Origin of the sequence: Odoribacter sp. N54.MGS-14 (assembly GCF_000980295.1) — a bacterium.
In the GTDB taxonomy this organism is placed as follows: Bacteria; Bacteroidota; Bacteroidia; order Bacteroidales; family Marinifilaceae; genus Odoribacter; species Odoribacter splanchnicus.
This window is the reverse complement of record NZ_LARL01000060.1, coordinates 1-18,337: the sequence shown is the minus strand read 5'-3', so window position 1 is coordinate 18,337 and position 18,337 is coordinate 1. Positions and strand designations below refer to the sequence as shown.

Annotated in this window: 20 protein-coding genes; 6 read left to right on the top strand and 14 right to left on the bottom strand. The window is 42.4% G+C overall.

Annotated features, from left to right (window positions below):
• The 14 genes from WS42_RS11410 to rplU all read right to left on the bottom strand — a co-directional run.
• Window positions 1-546 (bottom strand): hypothetical protein (locus tag WS42_RS11410; RefSeq protein WP_046451119.1); only part of this gene is annotated, 546 nt, incomplete at its 3' end.
• Window positions 547-630: 84 nt separating this feature from the next.
• The gene (locus WS42_RS11405; protein ID WP_013610752.1) at window positions 631-1,185 is read right to left on the bottom strand and encodes an RNA polymerase sigma factor; all 555 of its coding nucleotides are present in this window, start codon (window positions 1,183-1,185) and stop codon (window positions 631-633) included.
• A gap of 99 nt (window positions 1,186-1,284) precedes the next feature.
• Entirely contained in the window at window positions 1,285-1,788 is a 504-nt protein-coding gene (locus tag WS42_RS11400) for a hypothetical protein (protein ID WP_046405742.1), read from the bottom strand.
• 99 nt (window positions 1,789-1,887) lie between these two features.
• Window positions 1,888-3,657 carry a (Fe-S)-binding protein gene (locus tag WS42_RS11395; RefSeq protein WP_046451118.1) on the bottom strand — a complete coding sequence of 590 codons (1,770 nt, stop codon included), beginning with the start codon at window positions 3,655-3,657 and terminating at the stop codon, window positions 1,888-1,890.
• A gap of 24 nt (window positions 3,658-3,681) precedes the next feature.
• Window positions 3,682-4,011 carry a 4Fe-4S dicluster domain-containing protein gene (locus WS42_RS11390; RefSeq protein WP_182400503.1) on the bottom strand — a complete coding sequence of 110 codons (330 nt, stop codon included), beginning with the start codon at window positions 4,009-4,011 and terminating at the stop codon, window positions 3,682-3,684.
• 19 nt (window positions 4,012-4,030) lie between these two features.
• Entirely contained in the window at window positions 4,031-5,062 is a 1,032-nt protein-coding gene (locus tag WS42_RS11385) for an FAD-dependent oxidoreductase (RefSeq protein ID WP_046451117.1), read from the bottom strand.
• A 51-nt stretch (window positions 5,063-5,113) separates the two neighbouring features.
• Complete coding sequence (locus WS42_RS11380) at window positions 5,114-6,181, bottom strand: heterodisulfide reductase-related iron-sulfur binding cluster (RefSeq protein ID WP_046451116.1); 1,068 nt, start codon at window positions 6,179-6,181, stop codon at window positions 5,114-5,116.
• An 85-nt stretch (window positions 6,182-6,266) separates the two neighbouring features.
• Window positions 6,267-6,959, bottom strand: coding sequence for a 4Fe-4S dicluster domain-containing protein (locus tag WS42_RS11375; protein WP_013610758.1), 693 nt, complete (start codon window positions 6,957-6,959; stop codon window positions 6,267-6,269).
• Between the two features lie 676 nt (window positions 6,960-7,635).
• Complete coding sequence (ruvC, locus tag WS42_RS11370) at window positions 7,636-8,193, bottom strand: crossover junction endodeoxyribonuclease RuvC (protein WP_013610759.1); 558 nt, start codon at window positions 8,191-8,193, stop codon at window positions 7,636-7,638.
• Between the two features lie 4 nt (window positions 8,194-8,197).
• A complete protein-coding gene (locus tag WS42_RS11365; protein WP_013610760.1) occupies window positions 8,198-8,500 on the bottom strand; it encodes a DUF4286 family protein in 303 nt (100 codons plus the stop codon).
• A 10-nt stretch (window positions 8,501-8,510) separates the two neighbouring features.
• On the bottom strand, window positions 8,511-10,331 hold the full coding sequence (locus WS42_RS11360; protein ID WP_046451115.1) for a tetratricopeptide repeat protein: 1,821 nt from the start codon (window positions 10,329-10,331) through the stop codon (window positions 8,511-8,513).
• A 197-nt stretch (window positions 10,332-10,528) separates the two neighbouring features.
• Window positions 10,529-11,803: a serine--tRNA ligase gene (serS, locus tag WS42_RS11355; protein WP_013610762.1), complete on the bottom strand. Its 1,275-nt coding sequence runs from the start codon at window positions 11,801-11,803 to the stop codon at window positions 10,529-10,531.
• A 176-nt stretch (window positions 11,804-11,979) separates the two neighbouring features.
• Window positions 11,980-12,240, bottom strand: a complete 261-nt coding sequence (rpmA, locus tag WS42_RS11350; RefSeq protein ID WP_013610763.1) for a 50S ribosomal protein L27 — start codon at window positions 12,238-12,240, stop codon at window positions 11,980-11,982.
• Window positions 12,241-12,291: 51 nt separating this feature from the next.
• Complete coding sequence (rplU, locus tag WS42_RS11345; RefSeq protein ID WP_013610764.1) at window positions 12,292-12,603, bottom strand: 50S ribosomal protein L21; 312 nt, start codon at window positions 12,601-12,603, stop codon at window positions 12,292-12,294.
• Between the two features lie 259 nt (window positions 12,604-12,862).
• Here rplU and WS42_RS11340 point away from each other — a divergent pair, with 259 nt between their 5' ends.
• From WS42_RS11340 to WS42_RS11315, 6 genes are all read left to right on the top strand, one after another.
• Window positions 12,863-13,435, top strand: a complete 573-nt coding sequence (locus tag WS42_RS11340) for an RNA polymerase sigma factor (RefSeq protein ID WP_013610765.1) — start codon at window positions 12,863-12,865, stop codon at window positions 13,433-13,435.
• Window positions 13,428-14,081, top strand: coding sequence for a cysteine peptidase family C39 domain-containing protein (locus WS42_RS11335; RefSeq protein ID WP_013610766.1), 654 nt, complete (start codon window positions 13,428-13,430; stop codon window positions 14,079-14,081). The genes WS42_RS11340 and WS42_RS11335 overlap by 8 nt, the downstream gene beginning before the upstream one ends.
• A gap of 11 nt (window positions 14,082-14,092) precedes the next feature.
• On the top strand, window positions 14,093-14,974 hold the full coding sequence (locus WS42_RS11330; RefSeq protein ID WP_013610767.1) for a M48 family metallopeptidase: 882 nt from the start codon (window positions 14,093-14,095) through the stop codon (window positions 14,972-14,974).
• 6 nt (window positions 14,975-14,980) lie between these two features.
• Window positions 14,981-15,238: a hypothetical protein gene (locus tag WS42_RS11325; RefSeq protein ID WP_013610768.1), complete on the top strand. Its 258-nt coding sequence runs from the start codon at window positions 14,981-14,983 to the stop codon at window positions 15,236-15,238.
• A 10-nt stretch (window positions 15,239-15,248) separates the two neighbouring features.
• Window positions 15,249-15,761, top strand: a complete 513-nt coding sequence (locus tag WS42_RS11320; protein WP_013610769.1) for a zinc ribbon domain-containing protein — start codon at window positions 15,249-15,251, stop codon at window positions 15,759-15,761.
• A gap of 132 nt (window positions 15,762-15,893) precedes the next feature.
• Window positions 15,894-17,822: a Rossmann-fold NAD(P)-binding domain-containing protein gene (locus WS42_RS11315; protein ID WP_286728500.1), complete on the top strand. Its 1,929-nt coding sequence runs from the start codon at window positions 15,894-15,896 to the stop codon at window positions 17,820-17,822.
• Window positions 17,823-18,337 lie beyond the last annotated feature (515 nt).

Here is an 18,337-nt window from a genome sequence, read left to right as displayed (position 1 = left end):
TTCCCCTCCCCGGGGAATCGTGATTTTATGGTATACGGGAGCGGTTGTGGTATCGGTTTCTGGGTATACCAGAGTATTCCCTTCGAGTGTTGCTGTTGTAGCTTCAAGTTTGTTTTTTTCTGTAATCGGAGACAGGAAAATATCTTGACCATTCGACAGTGTCAGGACGGCCTGATATGTTCCGGGTATAATCTCCGTAGATTGAATGGAGGTATTTTTCTGCTCTGATTTGAGATACAGGCTGATGGAAAGGACGAAAGGAAGGAGTATGGCTGCTGCCGCATATCCTATTCGTCTCCATTTCCGAAGTTTCCTTTTTCTTATATGGGAACGAAAAGCTTGATATTTCTGCCGGTAATTGTGTTCTGACGCTTGTTGGCAGAAGTGGTCGAATCCTTTTCCTGTGATGACTTTCTGGTAAAAGACTTGGTTACTTTCTTGGGAGGTGATCCATTCCCGAAGTGTCGTCTCTTCCTCAGGTGTCAGTTCTTTGCTCCATTGTCGAATGATCAGGTCTGCGATCTTCCAGGGGATTGGTGTGTCCATAAATTATTTAGCCTTTTTTATTATATGACACCGCCTGGAGTAAAAATGGGTATTTAAAAGGCAAAAAAATAATTTTGACAAAAATCAAAAAAGGATGCCGAAGGTTTTGAAAAGTAAAGTGTAGCGTTCCCGCAGAATACGTTTGGCTTTTTTACGTTGAGTTTTTACAGTTTCGACGGATAATTTCAGATCAGCAGCGATTTTTTCAGAAGTATCTCCCGATAAGGTGCGTTGAAAGATATTCTTGCACTGTTCAGGTAGTTCTTCCAGCAATAGTTTGAGTTGGCGATAGATTTCATTTTCCAGGGCTGAATTGTAGCCTTCTTCTTCCGCTTTTAAATTATTCAGGAATTGTGCTTCCCGGATTGAACGTCTTTTTTCATCCCGGAGGTAGTTAAAACTGCGGTTACGTACAGCTGTATAAAGATAGGATTTCAGAGTATTCAACCCCTCGAACAGCCGGTGTTCGTCGTACATTCGGCAGAATACTTCCTGTACAATGTCTTCAGCTTCTTCCGGTTTTAGAGAAAAACTACGGGCGAATATGCATAAGGCGACAAAAAAATGTTCATATAGTTTGTGGAATACTTTTGTGTCGCCTTGGGCAAGTGCTTTTATTTCTGTTTCTGAAAATTCCATCGTAATCTTTTCCTGAGCAAATATATAATAAATATATGAAATTTTTCCGGATAACAGGTTACGGTTACAATTACACCATCGGCTGGCACCTCCTGAAAATTATAGAATAATGAAATTTCCCTTCGGGAATTTTCCGACCCACGAGCAAGCCCAATGTCCGGTTTGGTTGATTTCGAGAATACGCGAGAAAAACCCTTTTTCTCCAAGAAGCCTTTCGATACAAGCCCAGGCGGTATCACGTTTGATGAAATCTAAAATTTCTTCTTCGATTCCGGATTGGTCTTCACCGGTTTCTTGTCCGATTTTATCCTCCAGGTCGCATAAAGCTTCGTAGACTTCGTTGCCAATAGCCAGACTGACTGCCTCGAATATGGCGTCTATCTGTTCGTCTTTCAGCTGTCGCAGTGCTTTTTGTTCGATGAGCTCACTATTTTGTCCCCAAACTTCGAGCATTTGATAGCCATAAGTATCACAAGCTTCCCAAATCGTGTCGATAACCCAATATTTTTCAGAAGGTTCTCCGGCCTGTTTAAACCATCCGATGGATTTTATTTCTTGTATAAATTGATCGATTACAGTCTGTTGTGATGAAGTCCAAAGCATATTTCTTTATTCTAATACCCCGATAAAGATATAAAATATAAGTTTAAGGGGCTAACGGATCAGGTAAAAAGTATAAAGTAAAACATAAAATATATAAAATCACCGGCAGTTTTCTGCAACCACTTCAGCGATGTCTTTGATAGGAACTGCCGTGTCGGTTTTCATAAAAGTTTTTTTACATAGAGGACAGGCTGTTACTAAAAGATCCGGTTGATAAGACAGATAGGCTTTTACCGCATTGCTACTGATTCGGGTACGTTGTCCGGGATCGATATGTATGTTGGCCAGGGATCCGCCACAGCACAATGAATTTTTACCGTCATAGACGGTTGCTAATTTATGACTGACGGTTTGCAGTACCTGATCGGGAGCAGCATATACACCACATCCGCGGCCCAGTTCACAGGGATTGTGGAATACGGTTTTCAGCTCGCTTTGATGTGGGGTGATGAGTTTATTTCGAATCAGGTCGTTCAGGTATTCGGTGTGGTGCATGACCTTTAGGTTCAATCGGTATTCTTCCCGGAAAGTCTTATAACAGATCGGGCAGGAAGTGACCAGTAATCCGGCCCCTGAGTTCTCGATCCGGGCTTTGTTTTTTTCCACGATCACCGAAGCGGCACTGTGGTTACCAGCCAGCATCATAGGCCGGCCACAACAGATACCTGTCTGTTGGTCGATAAAGGTGTAATCGACCCCGGCTTTCCGGAAGATATGTTCCATGGCCTGGATAACGGATGGGGTGAGGTGCCCCATACAACCGGCGAAATAAGCTACTTTGGCCGGGAGGGCCGGTTGGGGCTGAATGTAGTCGTAGGTCGATTTTGTAATATGGGTGTAATCGGTACGTTGGCTTAACCGTAAGGCATTCAGTTTCAGATCTACCGGGCAGGCTGCCTCACAACGTCCGCACATCAGACAGTCCGCTATTTGTACGGTATGTTCTTTTTCATGACGTAGTTTTTTCAAGAAATAAACCGGCTGGGTATCGGTGTGACCGAGAGAAGTGCCGAGCTGACAGCGGTCGATACAAATACCGCAACGCGAACAGGAGTAGAGTTGAAACTGACTGATTCCTGTAAATTGTTTCCCTTGTTTGATTCCCCAGTTTTTCAGAAAAATATAAACGATTTCTGTCGGGATATGCATATACCGGGAAAAGGGAAGAAGCAGGAAAAAAAGCCCTAAAGCCGAAGAATAAGCCCACCAGGCCGGATAAGCAAGCGATTCGATCGGTAAGAAAGTGTCGAAGAAATTACCTGCCGAATGAGTCAGAAAACTGCCTCCTCCGCGTACTCCACTGGTGAAACTCTCAGCCAGAAAGCGAAGAGGGAATATTAACCACAATACCGTGAGGATGAGTAAGTCGAAAGGACGATGATTGGTTGTTTTTTTCAAACCAAGTGCTTTGGAATACATTCGTTTCAGAAAAGCCAGAGTCAATCCGGAGAGGATCATCAACAAGATCAGATCCATCAGGAAAGCAAAAGTGCTGCTATAGGGAAATGTTTCCTGTGCCGGATGAAAATAACGGAAAAATATAGCAAAATAAGGTGGATTGAAAATACTGGTGTGGTACACCAACGACTCGATTTTACCCACAACGATCAGCAAAAACCAACCTAATCCGAAACACATGTGCATATATCCCAGAAAAGGATTGGTACGGAAGATTTTATGATGTACAAGACTTTCCAGGAATACTTCTTTACCGGCTTTCAGGGTTTTCAGGCTGAAAAGATTTCGCCGGATCGTTCGTTTGTCTTCTGGAGAAAAGGTACGAATCCAACGGGCATATTTAATGACCAGATAGATCAGGAGGATATTCAGACCGATAGTGAAAGGAAGTACAAAAGGATCGTAATACATAGTAAAAAAGTAAAAGGTAAAGAGCTAAAGGCTGTTTATATATTTGAGCATGGTTAGGATCATGCGCCGGGTATCTACTCCCCGGGGACAAACCAGCAGACATTTTCCACACAACATACATTTTTGGAGGTGCTCACCGACTTCTTTGGTTTCACCCCGTTTCACCAGCATTTGCAGTTTACGGATATTGAATTCGGTCAGGTTGCCGGCGGTACAAGTGGCCGAACAGCCTCCGCATCCGATACAGAGCTTGCTACTGGGAACCTCGGTCGTCATGGCCGTTACCAGACTTTTATCATTTTTATCATAATCGATGACCCGTGCTTCAGATATTGAAAAACCCCAAAAGTTCATAGAAATTCAGCTTCGAAGATTAATGCTTGTTTTCGTTATTTTTCAGATATTCTCCGATAGTGATCGCTGCAGAACGTGCATCGGTGAGTGTGTCGGTCAGGTTCATGGGAGAGGAGCTGCATCCGGCAATAAAAATGCCTGGCCGGTTGGTTCGGTTGGTTCCCGTGTGGGGGTCTCCGACCCGGATAAAGCCATTGGGAGCTATGTCGAGGCCGAGCATCGAAGCGAGCTGCGTACTGCCTTCGGAAGGTTCCATACCTACCATTAGCACCATCAGATCGAGGGTCATCTTCAAAGGTTTACCCACCAGTGTATCTTCGACTTTAATAAGCAATTGTTTTTCTCTGTTTTCAGAAGCTTCCGACAAACGTCCCCGTACAAATTTGATGTTGTATTTTTCCTGTGCTTCCCGGTAGAGTTCTTCATATCCCGGACCGAACATGCGCATATCCATATAAAAACATAGTATTTCGCTTTCCGGCAACATCTCACGAAGTTCGATGGCTTGTTTGACTGCTGTTACGCAACAGAGTTTGGAACAGTGGTAATTACAAATCTTTTCGTCTCTTGAGCCTACACAATGAATCAATCCGATTCGTTTGGGGACCTGACCGGTAGAGGTGGCTATGTGATGATTGATGAAGAAATTTTCCAGTTCTACGGAAGTGATCACATTTTCGTAGATGCCATACCCATATTCTTCTTTCCGGCGGGCGTTAAATAGGCGGAAACCACTGGTTACCAATAAGGCATCTCCTTTTAATAAGGCTCCGTCGTTCAGTTCCAGGGTGAATTTATTATTTTCTGTCCGTGAAATTTTGACCGGATAATTTCCCAAATGGAGATGAATATCAGGGTGTTGTATATTTTGGCGGAGACTTTGATTCAGATCACGAGCTTGTTTCCGGTCGGGGAAGAGTTGATACCAGTTATTCAGATTTCCTCCGGTTTCGCTTTCTTTTTCGATCAATTCTACCGTTTTACCTGCCTGAGCCAGCCGGTAAGCTGCCTCACATCCTGCGGGTCCTGCACCTATAATGATAACACACATATTATTTGTTTTTCATTCTATATTCGGTTGTTTACAATGGGGTGGGGCAGATCAGACTTTGAGATAAGTGGGACACTGGGGATGTCCCATATCCTCACCCCGGATATTTTTATATTTAGCCTCCGGATCATATCGGATACCCATTTTATCCAATAGAGGCTCGACGCTGACCTGGTGCATTTGCAGGCCGATCTCCCAGGGATCGTATCCTAAAACCAAAGCCGCCACTTCTTCATAGGTCAGAACAGGGATACCGTAACCATCCGGACCGTAAGTGGTACCCTCCATTTCACTGATGGTGTATTGCCACTTGTCCAGAAACATGGCACAACCCGGGCAATTGGTAATAATAAAGTCCGGTTCATAGGGTTGCATGGATTCGAATTTCTTTTTCGAATTTGCGACAGAGAATCCCCGGTTGGCTAATACCAGGTAATTCCGGAAACCGAATCCGCAACAGTGTCGTCTTTCGGGGTAGTCGACCGGTTGGCCTCCCCAAGCGGAGACCATTCCCGACAATACAGCAGGAAATTCTGCCCCCCCGATGCCTTTGCTGGGAAACATTTTAGCGTAATGACAACCGATGTGGTCGACTACTTGCAGAGGACGTCCGGTGTGTACATCTACCAGACTATATTTTTTCTGAGCTGCAATTTCATTCCTGAATTTATAGATGACATCGGAAGTATGTGCCAGGTTCTTCGGCTTTTGGAATTCCCGTTTCGTTGCTTTCCATAAAAATTCCCGGGTCTTTTCTTCCCATTCAGGATGAGTCTCCCAGGTATGCAGGATTTCTGTATAAATACCGAAAGAAGTAATGCAGGAGGGAGTCATATTTTCGAATCCGGCTTCAGTCATCAAAGCAAAATGACGGGCGACGACGGTCATGATAGTCTCGATCGGTACGACATCGGAATGATAACCGATACCTGTGCAAGTCGTGTGTCGCGGATCGTCGAGAACAGTTTTTCCCAATTTATTATTCAGTATATCCAGATAAGCCCATTCGGACCCTGGAAAAAAGGTCTGACGAATACAACTTCTCGCATAATAATACCGATCATCAGCAATCTCTTTCTGATAATCATTCCATATTTGTTGTTTACCTTCCAGATTCATTTCTTTTTCCTCTTTCTACATTTCTCCTTTTCTCTCTTTTTTCCCCTTCTTTCTTTCTAGCCTTTAGCTTCTGGCCTTTCGCTTTTTACCTCCCCCCATGTCTCCCATTGTTATCCGTATAAGTATGCAGAAAATAACTTTCCGGGTCCATCCCTTCTTCCTCGGCTTTTTGGAGGGAATAGGTTTCGATATTCTCCATGAATTCCGATCCTCCGGTTACTTCGAAGATTTGTTTCAGTTCGTTGAGCGAGTCGTCGTCGACTTTTCTTAAGGCGCCGGCTCCCGTTTGTTTGTAATTCGAATGTGTTCGTTCGTATACCTCGTCGCGATGTTCATAAATCCATTCCCAGACAGGACCTTGTTCCGGATGCATTTCCGGTTTCACGATATCGGGAGTGACGCAATAGCCGTAATTCAGTATGTTATTTCCTAATATTCTTTTCAGGGCAAATTGCTGACGTCCTTTTTCAGATTCGGTAAACCATCCTTTTTCCTGTGATAATCTGCGTAGTGCCATGATGATTCCGCCGGGTGTATTACAGCGTGGACAACGGGTTTTGCACGACATACATTCTCCGCAATACCAAATCGTATCGGATTTCAGTAACCCTTCGATACTCTCTTCGTCCTGGCGTTGGACTGTGTCGGCTATTATTCGGGGATCATAATTGTAAAATTCGGCAGAAGGGCAAATAGCTGTACAAACTCCACAGTTCATACAACTATTTAAGCTTTCTATATAGTGAATATCTTTTTTTAAACTGTCTATTAAGGACATGATTTTACCGATTATTTAAAATGAATGCCAAAAAGGCATATCGAATCACATGCAAAGGTATCCTGATAATGCTGGAAAATAAAGATGGTAAATGCGTATTAGGCGGTGGTGTTTATACTTACAACCTGAGAATTGGAGAAGGAGAGAATTAAAGTTTGTTCTTCTTTTCTCCATTGTTCCTGAGAAAACGTAGAATTATTCTGTTACTTACTCGTCTTCGGTGTTCGTGTTTGGGGACGCGGTCGCTTCTGTCGGTCATCTAGCTTTTTCTTTCACTGACCGGCGGAACTCCTCGCAGGCTCGTCAGACACCACCGGTCGGGCGTTCAGAAAAAGCAAGACGACACCCGACAGAGCTCCAATGGTCCCCGAACACGAACACCTCCGACTTACGTTATCACTGCCTGGCAAGCTAAACCGAACCTGAAAACCATAAATTTCAGCAAAAAAAGATTTTCCGATAAAATAACCCAATTATCCATAATCCGATAGAGGTGAGCCGGTCTGACGGTATAAAACCCGGAATCGGAATAGAAAGAAAAAAAATGAACCTACGTTTTTTGATGACTTTATCTGTTTAATTATATGGAGGTAATTGATAAGTAAAAGTTCGCTGGTCTTCCTTTCGTATCTTATGAGATAGATCAATATGCCGGAAAGCTGAAAAATAAGATTGCTCAGACTAGTTTATCCGGATTCTTCTTGATGAAATCGTTCCAGGATTTACAGGTATGCCCTGCTGAAGTCAGCGGATTACAACTTTGCAGATAATGACAATAAGCGATAGCAATAGCATCTGTTTCGTCCAGCATTTCTGAGGTGGTGTGTAAAGTCATAAACTTACCTAGTAAAAGGGCGATTTGTTCTTTTGAGGCGGTTCCCGAACCGGTAACACTCATTTTAATCTTCCGTGGAGCATATTCGAAAATGGGGATATCTCTTTGAAGAGCAGCTGCAATAGCAACCCCTTGAGCCCGGCCGAGTTTTAGCATGGATTGAACGTTCTTTCCATAAAACTGAGCTTCTATCGCCAGTTCATCCGGTTGATAACTATCGATCACTTGTAGGGTACGGCTGAATATCCGCTGAAGTTTGATATAAGGGTCTGTAATTTTAATCATATCTACAATTCCCGATACTACTAATTCCGGTTTTTGGTTTTTTCCGAATACTTTGATGATCGCATATCCCATAAAGTTGGTACCGGGGTCGATTCCCATAATTAATTTTTCCATAACTTTAGATTTCTGTCAATATACTACTAAAGCATAAATACCGATTAGAAAAAATTTGGATAATCTTTTTTTCTATATCCGGCAGCCATTCATCCAAAAAGTGGTTTTGTTGTTCTTCGGAATTGAAAACCAACTGTAAGGAATAAGTTTTACCTTCGGGCTGATCGATCGATACTTTGGTGAAGATAATATCTTCACAAAGGCGGTTGGTCTGAAGTACGGAAATATAGTTCTTCCGGATAAAACCGATCCATGCTGTTTCGATGTCTTCATCGATGATAAAACTGGTATTGTAAATGATTCGCATAAAATTCGTTTTAAAGGTTATTTACCTCTGTTTGTTCTCCGGCTTCCAGATCCCGGTAGAGTTTGGCTGCTTCAATACTGTAAACACTACCCGAATAATCGGTGACGAGTAACCGATACAATTCTTTCGCTTGTTGCAGTTCTTTTTGTTTTCTCTTCAGACCGGCAAGTTGGAATAAAGCTTCGGCCTTGATATATACTTGTTCCGAACGATCTTTTAATTCGCTTAGTAGCTTGGCAGCCTCTTCATCCTGGAAGCATGCGCAGAGCGACCGGGCTTTTTGCAGGGTGGCGTAATCGGAGATACCCGGCGAACAGTGCCCGATCAGGCTGTCCAATCGGGGGAGAGCTTCTTGAAACTGTTGTTTATAAAGCAGATATTCTGTGCGTCCCATTTTTTCTAAATCCCGGTTATCCCCTTCTGCCTCATAATTCATATGGATGAAATGGGACATTTGTATAGCATCGTTAGAGATCAGCTTACTTGTTGCTCCTTTCAATACATCGAACTGAGCTTTTGCCCACAAGAGATCACCTGCATAATAAGCTAACATTGCCTTTTTCAGTTTGGCCTCATACCCGATGTCATTGTTCGGATTTGCCTTTTCAAGCTGGGTATATAGGATAGTCGCTTCCCAGGGATTGTCCATAAAAGTCAATAGATCGGCTCTTTGGGATTTCAGCTGACTCAAAGTGTTGGAATTTAATCTTGGCATCCGGATGGCTTTATCGAGCAAGCGATCGGCCGAATCCGGTCGTTGGAGTCGATAGGCATAGAGCTCGGCCAATAAAGAGAGAATGTCTATATTGGTCGGAGTATAACCGAATTCCTGCATATATTTCTCACAATCTCCGGCTATTTGCAGGTAGTCTGAACGGTCGGCAGGACTTTGCCGGAGTTGTTCATACCGACAAGTCAATATACCTTTACGGGCCGGAAGGTAAAACGGATTGTTCTCCTTGCCTTTGCCGAGGATCTTTTGGTAAGCTATGGTGGCTTGGTCGAAAGCTTTATTGTTTATCGCATCGAGAGCTATATTCAAAAAAATATGCAGTTTATTTTCAGACTTGTTATTTAATAATACGGCATGTTGAAGTGCCAGGAGATAATTCCGGATTTGTAGATTATACCATACAGCCAATTCATCAAAAACCGGGAGATAATCCGTCTTCTGGCATAAGGATTTCAGTGTTTTTTCGATCACCGGGTCTATACTATTGACAATGTCGTTCGAACGGGCAAAACTTAGCTGGGCGGTAATATTGTCGATACTCCCCGGGTTCAGTTCCAGGGTGCGGACAAAGAGAGGCATCATCTGTTCGTAATCTCTTTCCATCAGATAGCAATCCCCTAATTCTTTCAGAAAGGCATCCGTTTTTTTCAAAAGTATCCGGCCTTGCTGATAAGTCTTGATCGCCCAGCTATATTCCCGGATATTTTTAAATTTATTGGCCAGATTAATGATTGCTGTATTTTGCGGAATAATTTTTTTGATTGCTTTCCCGTAACATTCCTCCGATTTATTGGTTTTCCCTTGTTGTTGATAGATATAGCCCAGGTCGATCAGAAAATCTTTATTGCTATCGTCGGTTTTCAGTAATTTTTTCAGGGTATCTTCGGCTTTGTCGTATTCTTTACCATTAATCAGGCAGATAATATAATAATCCAGAAAATTTGCCGAGTGTGTGCGTTCGTATAATTTCAAAAATTTTTCGGCAGCTTTATCGTATTCTTTGGCTTGATAATAGGTATAGGCCAATTGAGAATCACTTTGTTGGGCCAGTGTATAAATAGAAGTGAATAGCAAAAAAAGAATGACAATAAATTTCATAAACCCCGATACATTTGCTTACAAAGATACGGATTTCTCAGCTATTTCCTATTTTAAAAAGTAAAGGAGCTATCTTCTAAGTCAAATTTTTAACTTCTAAGATAGCTCCCATTCTTTGCCTTCGGCATCTAATACCTTTTAACCTTTAACCCATCGCCTCTGGCTTTTTTTAGTCCATCACTTTTAGTCTTTACTTTTTACCTTATCATCTCTGTCCCCATAAACGTCTGCAACACCTCCGGTAGCCGTATACCTTCTTCGCATTGATAGTTTTCCAATAAGGCAGCGACAATCCGGGGAAGAGCCAGTGAACTTCCGTTCAGCGTATGGCAGGTTGTCGTTTTCTTATCTCCCTTGTCTTTGAACCGTAATTTCAAGCGGTTGGCCTGGAATTCCTCGAAATTGGATACAGAGCTGACTTCCAACCATTTTTCCTGTGCTTTGGAATAGACTTCAAAATCGAAAGTCAGGGCAGAGGTGAAACTGATATCTCCACCACATAAGCGAACGATGCGATAGGGAAGGCCTAGCTTGATCAGCAGGCTCTCCACATGTTTCACCATACCTTCCAGGGCCTCGTAGGATACTTCGGGACGGGTGATCTGGACAATTTCAACTTTATCGAATTGATGTAACCGGTTCAATCCTCTTACATCTTTGCCGTAAGAACCGGCTTCCCGGCGGAAACAAGCGGAATAAGCGGTATTTTTTACCGGTAGCTGGTCTCCGTCCAGAATGACGTCGCGGTAAATGTTGGTTACCGGAACTTCGGCAGTCGGGATCAGATAGAGATTGTCTTCGTTGACATAGTACATCTGACCGTCTTTGTCCGGTAACTGTCCGGTTCCGTAGCCAGAGTCGGCATTCACCATCAGGGGTGGTTGTACCTCTTGATAACCGGCTTTGATATTTTCATCCAGGAAGAAATTGATCAATGCCCGTTGCAGTCGTGCTCCCAGGCCTTTATACAGGGGAAAACCGGCACCGGTGATTTTTACACCGGTTTCGAAATCGATCAAATCATATTTCCTGGCAAGTTCCCAATGGGGCAGATCGTTTTCATGCTTTTGGGGTATGTTGTCGACAATTTTAACGATCTCATTGTCTGCTTCAGACTTTCCTTTAGCCACAGAGGCATGGGGCATATTGGGCAAGCGGAGCAAAATGTCGGTTAATTCGTTGCTGACTTCGGTGCGCCGGCTATTCAATCCCGCAATAGCTGATTTCAGATCGGCCGTTTCCTGGCGGGCTTTTTCTGCGGCTTCTTTTTGTCCCGATTGCATCAGTTTACCGATTTCTTTGGCGATGATATTCATTTGAGCCTGTTTGGCTTCTGCCTCCTGTTGTAAGGATTTTCGCTGGTTGTCGAGAGCGATGATTTTTTCAACGGATTCACGGGCATCAAAATTTTTTACAGCCAGGCGCTCTATGACGGTTTCTTTATTTTCCTGGATAAATTTCAGATTCAACATAATTTGAATATTTTAGATTTACGATTTCAGACGGACAATGTATTCAAGGGTAAGCTGACTGTTAATCGTTCCACCTTCTATCGTTACTCATTCCTTATTTTCGAAGGGTAAAATTATAAAAAAAACTCCTGTATCCGAGCAGAATACAGGAGTTTAATATTTCATATCTTTTCAGTTTATTCTGCAGCAGCTTCCACTGAAACGAACGATTTGTTGTTTCTTTTCTTTCTGAAAACAACTGTTCCGTCGATCAGAGCGAATAAAGTATGATCTTTACCGATACCTACGTTTTCACCCGGATTATGTACAGTACCTCTTTGGCGAACCAGGATATTTCCTGCTTTAGCAAATTGTCCACCCCAGATTTTTACTCCTAATCGTTTGCTTTCTGATTCACGGCCGTTCTTTGAACTACCGACTCCTTTCTTATGTGCCATATCGTATTAATAATTTAGAAGTTACAAAATAATAAAATCACTCTACAGAGCTTAAGCGTTGATAGATTCGATTTGAATCTGAGTCAGATATTGACGGTGACCGTTCTTTCTTTCGAAAGTTTTTCTTCTTTTCTTTTTGAAGATGATCACTTTATCCCCTTTCAGGTGGCTCAATACTTTTGCGGTAACTTTTGCGCCTTCTACTTTCGGTGTACCGATCTTAACCTGACCGTCATTGTCCACTAAAAGAACACTGTCGAATTCTATCTGAGCGCCTTCTTCGGCTGCCAGTCTGTGAACATAAACCTTACGGTCTTTTTCTACTTTAAATTGCTGTCCTGCAATTTCAACAATAGCGTACATTTGTTTTGTTGTTTTAATGTTAATACCATGGGGTGGGTTATGAACCGCTTATTGTACCCCTGAGGAAAATTTTCAGGTCGCAAATTTAATGCTTATTTTCGGTGAAACAAATATTTGTTAGAAAAAAATCATCGCTTCGGGAGAAGAAAAATCAGATATTTACAAAATTAAAATTTTGGAAAAATGAACGAATGTTTATATTTGCAATACTAAAACAAATTGTGCTATAAGGAGTATTTTTTATGGTGATTAATGGGATATGGAGGAAAAAGATTACGCACTGATTAGTGATAGGGAATTAGTCGATCGGTTACTTATCGGTGATGAAGAGATTGTCCGTTATTTGTTTTTTGATAAATGTACGCCGATGTTCAATTATATACTGCATCGGTTTTGTCCTTGTCAACTCGATAAAAACGAGCTGATCAACGAGTTGTATCTTTATTTACAATCGGATAATTGGTATAAACTTCGGCAGTTCGATTTCCGGAGTAAACTGACGACCTGGTTGACGGTTGTTGCTGTACGTTTTTTTCAAAAAAGAAAAGGGGTACTGATGGATTATCGGAATCAATCGGCTCCAATAAAAGAAGAAGAGAAAGTTTTTGATTTTTTACCGGAACTGATCAGTAAGATGGACGTCTGGAATGCTATTCGTAAAATGAATAATGAACGATATCGTCAGGTGTTGGTCGATTTGGAGTTAAAGGACCTCGACCCGAAAGTGTTAGCCCGGGAAATGAATGTAACTGTGGAAAATTTGTATAACATCCGGCATCGGGCTGTAAAACAGTTAATAGCAGTAATAAGAGAGGAGGAACATTATGTTTGATCGTCTGGACTCTTTATCGGATGAGCTTTTGGCTGCTTATCTGGATGGGAATACTACTCCTGAGGAGAATCTGAAAATATGGCAGGTCCTGCAGCATGACGGACAAGAGAGAGAGGCTTTCGAGGTGGCTTGCAATAGTCTCGATATTCCGGTGTTTTTTGCTGCATCGTCTTGTCGGAATCTGTGTGTGATTCGTTCTGAACTTGCTGTATTACAAAAGCGAGGGAAAGAGGTGACGGAAGAGGAACTGATACAGATTGCGCTGAAGCAGCATTGGTATGAGGAGGAGAAAGGGACTCCTTTGAAATATATCGGAAAATTGGTCGAGAGTTTCGGATTGAAGGTGGAGAGACGCTTCTGCCGGGAGATAAACGAATTGTTCCGGGAGTTAGAACAAGGGCACGATGTCATTGCTTGTGTCGATGGTGGTGAGCTGAGCGGGAATCTTGAACAGGAGGAATTCGAGGATCGCTGGATTGGGGAAATACCCGATCACGTAGTCCTCGTTCGTAACATAGATTATTCGGAACCGCCTCGGGTCGAAGTCTACGATGTTGCGATGGAAGAGCCTGTCCGGTATTATCCTTTGGATCGTTTTATCGATAGTTGGAAAGATTCGAAATATTATATGATTAGTATAAAATAATAAGTTAAGTTATGGTAAGACCTGCTGATTATATTCATCCGGAAGATGAAGCTGCACGCCGGAATATGGAAGCTATCCCTGGGTTTGCAGCAGCGATGAAATTGTTTATGCGTTATTATGACGAGCAGATTGTGCACGGTATGAATATGGCGAATAAAATTCGGCTTTCACCGACTCAACTGCCTGAAATTTATCAGAAATTGCCTCCGATTTGTCAAAGGCTCTCAATTTCAGAACCTGAGTTTTATCTCGAAATGGATCCTTATCCGAATGCTTATGCGATGGGGGATACCCGGACGATGGTGACTGTGACTTCGGGATTGCTGGAATACCTCACCGATGAAGAAGTCTCTTCGGTTATAGCCCACGAATGCGGACATATCGCTTGCCGGCACATGCTTTACCATACCCTGGCTTCGACTTTACTCAGGAATATAGAACGTATGGGAATACTGGGAAATGCAGTGATGCCGGTGTATTGGGCTTTGCAATACTGGAGCAGGCGAAGTGAACTGTCGGCAGATCGTGCAGGTGCTGTTGCTTTAGGGAGTATAGAGAAAGTGGTCGAAGTACAGCTTCGGCTAGCCGGTGGTCCGCGGGAGATTACTCAAAATGTGAATGTCGAAGAGTTTGTAAAACAAGCCGATTATTATGATACGCTGCAAAACAATACTTGGGATAAATTGTTACAGAATTATGCTATTTTAGGAGCTTCTCATCCTTTTACGGCAATTCGGGTACGTGAGATTCTGAAATGGGGTAAAACAGAACAATGTCAGCGAATATTGAAAAATATAAAATTGGAACAAGACGGACTGATTTGCCCTAACTGTGGAAAGCCTTTAGAAAAGGATTGGATTTATTGTAAACATTGTGGTTTCAAATTAAAATAAAAGAATATGTTGTTTGATAAAGAAGGAATACTGAACATCGATGAATTGGTTGCTCAGCGGCCGACATTCAGGAAAATAATGGAAGATCAGATCGTAACAGACGACGAGCTGACAAATCAGGCTAATCTGGTGGTTAATTTATTAAAAAAATTGGAACAGACTCTTTCGCCCGGTCAATTGAGTGAGGTAGAGAATCTTTTGGCAGAAATGAGTGTATTGTATGCTATCCATCAGTACAAGGAAATTCAGGATTTAAAACTTTAAAAGCTAGGCTATGGGAACGTTTAAATCAACAAAGACATTTTTTGCTTCACCGGAGATTATTCCGGCTATAGTTAAAGATATAACCGGGACTTTTACTAATGAGGGTTACCAGGTACAGGCTCAGGATCTGATTAGCGGTGGGTATGATATCTCGATTACGAAAGGGAATATGTTTAAAGCTGTATTGGGAATGAAAACTGCATTGAAAGTCCATATTTATCCGGCAAACGAACAGATTCGGGTCGATGCCGGAGTCGGGATTTTCGGACAACAGGCGGTTCCGACTTTGATTTCTATGTTTTTGTTCTGGCCGGTATTGATTACCCAGATTTCCGGGATGATTGCCCAGGCAAAAATGGACGATAAAGTGATGATGATTGCTGCCGATACCATTGCCCGCGAAGCTTACCGGAATACGAACAATAACACCGCTGCTCCGGCAGGAGGAAAATTTTGTACCCAATGTGGTAAATCGATGCCTGCTGAAGCTCTCTTTTGTAGCGGATGCGGAGCTAAACTGTAGTTTTAGGAAAGCTCTTACAGTGGGGTAAAAAAGTGTACAGAGCGCTTTCGGGCGCTCTGATTTATTGTAGTATTTGTGGAACAAGCCAATAAAGTGACCTGATGTTGAAAGAGGAATAATTAAATGGTTGATATGATGGAGAATTTGATTTTTGAAATCCTGAAAATGGCAGGATTTATCGTTGTGTTGTTTTTGTGTTGTCTGTGGTTGGTGAAGGATAAACGATCGTTTTACAAGTTCAGGGATTGGGGCTTGATTCCACTGACTGCCCTGGCAGGATTTGTAATTTATTGCATCGGTTATTGGGAAGCTGGGACGAAAGAATCGCTGATAACCTTGGTGGTCCGTTCTTTTTTGTCCACGTTTCACATGTTTTTCCTGCATTCGGATTTACTCGAAGTCAGGCATCATATGCATACAAACGCGACTTATATGTTCGCTTTTTCTATTATTCACTTTGCGGCATTTCTGGTCAGCTTTCTGGTCGTTTTGCAATTGTTCGGCAAACAATTCCTGTCCTGGCTGAAATTAAAACTCTCTACCCCGAAAGACAGTTATATCTTTTTCGATTTGAACGAAGGAGCTGTAGCTTTGGCGGAAGATTTACTGAAAAAAGACAGGAAGCGTTTTATTCTTTTTATCGATAAGAATGTAAAACACAAATTGGTGGCTTTCCCAAAAATAAATTTGTCCTTACCCCGTCTCCGGGATAAAGAATCTTTATTTGAAAAAATCAGTAAAACAGAGGCGGTGTTCCTGAAAAAAGATTTTTCTGAAGAGGTTGCTTTCGACGAATTAAAGATTTCCAAATTGGTCGATAAATCGGTTTGCCGGATGTTTTTCTTGTCCGAGAATGAAGATTATAATATTCACATGTCCCTGAAAGTGATCGGGGAAATCCGGCGATTGCAGTTATTACCCAAGGAATTAAGGCTTTATGTGAATGCCGATTCGGAAGAACTGATCGATCTTTTTGCAGAAAAAATCGGTCCTTTGAATGTCGAAGTACATATTTTTAACCGGTCTAAGTTGGCGGCTCAGGAATTGATCACGAATTATCCTCCTGTGAATGCCCTGAAACTGGAAACTTCTAAAGCTGTCGCCTTGTCTGATTTCAGTATGCTGATTATCGGATTTGGGAATATGGGGAGTGAGGCATTGAAAGCAATGATAGAACAGGGGCAGTTTGTCGGATCGACTTTCCGGGCTACGATTATCGATAAAGAGATGAAATGCAAGGCGGGTCGTTTCGAACATTATTATCCAGGCTTAAAGAATTATCAGCTCGAATATCACGAGGCGGAAGTGAATAGTAGTGAGTTTTTCAATTTGTTGAAAGATAAGTTGGCCGGGTTGAAATACATTCTGGTCGCTTTGGGAGAAGATGAATTGAATATAAAGACTGCGGTCGAATTGTCGCATTTCATTTCAAGGGAAACCGATAACGATCAGATTAAAATTTTGACAGATGTCTATAATACAAGAGATTACAGTTATATTCAGCAAGCGAAGGAATGTTTTAAAGAAATTTGTTTATATGGCAGTAACGACAATATTTACACTGAAGATATTATCATCAATGAGAGTCGGGAGATGACTGCCCGGAAGATCCATGCCTATTACAATGCACAGAAAGCTGTGGAGAAACAGGTGCCTTGGCAAGCGTTGTCGCCGATTAAAAAGATGACCAATATTTCGGCTGCCTCCCATATTTATACCAAGTTGCAATTAGCCGGGCTTACGCCTCAGGATTTTGCACAATGGTCTACTGAAGAGGAATATGTAAAGGCTTTGGGAAACGAGCGGTTTGAAAATTTGGCCAAAGGAGAACACCTGCATTGGAATGCCACCTTGTTTGTTCACGAGTGGGATGTCTGGCATTTGAGCGATATTCCCGACTTTGTTTCGGTGAATAAGGACGAAAAACATAAGAAGCATGCTTGTTTGGTGGATTGGGAAGAATTGAAGAAAGTGGAGGAACGGTTCGGAGAACCCTACCGGAAGTATGACCGGGATAGCGTGAGAAATATTTGGGAACTGGCCAAAGCGAATCTACTTTGACCGATGTAATGTATTTCTTGTACCTATTGAAATCTTGGTACCTACTTAAAACGTAGAATTATTCCGGTCCTTGTTCGTCTTCGGTATTCGTGTTCGGGGACGCGGTCGCTTCTGTCGGTCATCTACCTTTTTCTTTCACTGACCGGCGGAACTCCTCACTGCGCAAAAAACTTTACGTTACGTTTCCGTCAGACACCACCGGTCGGTCGTTCAGAAAAAGCAAGACGACACTCGCCAGAGCTCCAATGGTCCCCGAACACGAACACCTCCGACTGACGTTATCACTGCCTGGCAAGCTAAACCGAACCTGAAAACCATAAATTTCAGCGAAAAAAGATTTTCCGGTAAAGTAACCCAATTATCCATAATCCGATAGAGGTGAGCCGGTATTTTATTCTATAAAATTTTTCTAATCCTTCCTTTGCCAGGTCGTGTTAACGTGAGATGCAGGGTTTTATGGCGGAAGACCATTGGAGCAGGAACGAGTGTCCGGTTAGGTTTTCCGAACGCCCGAC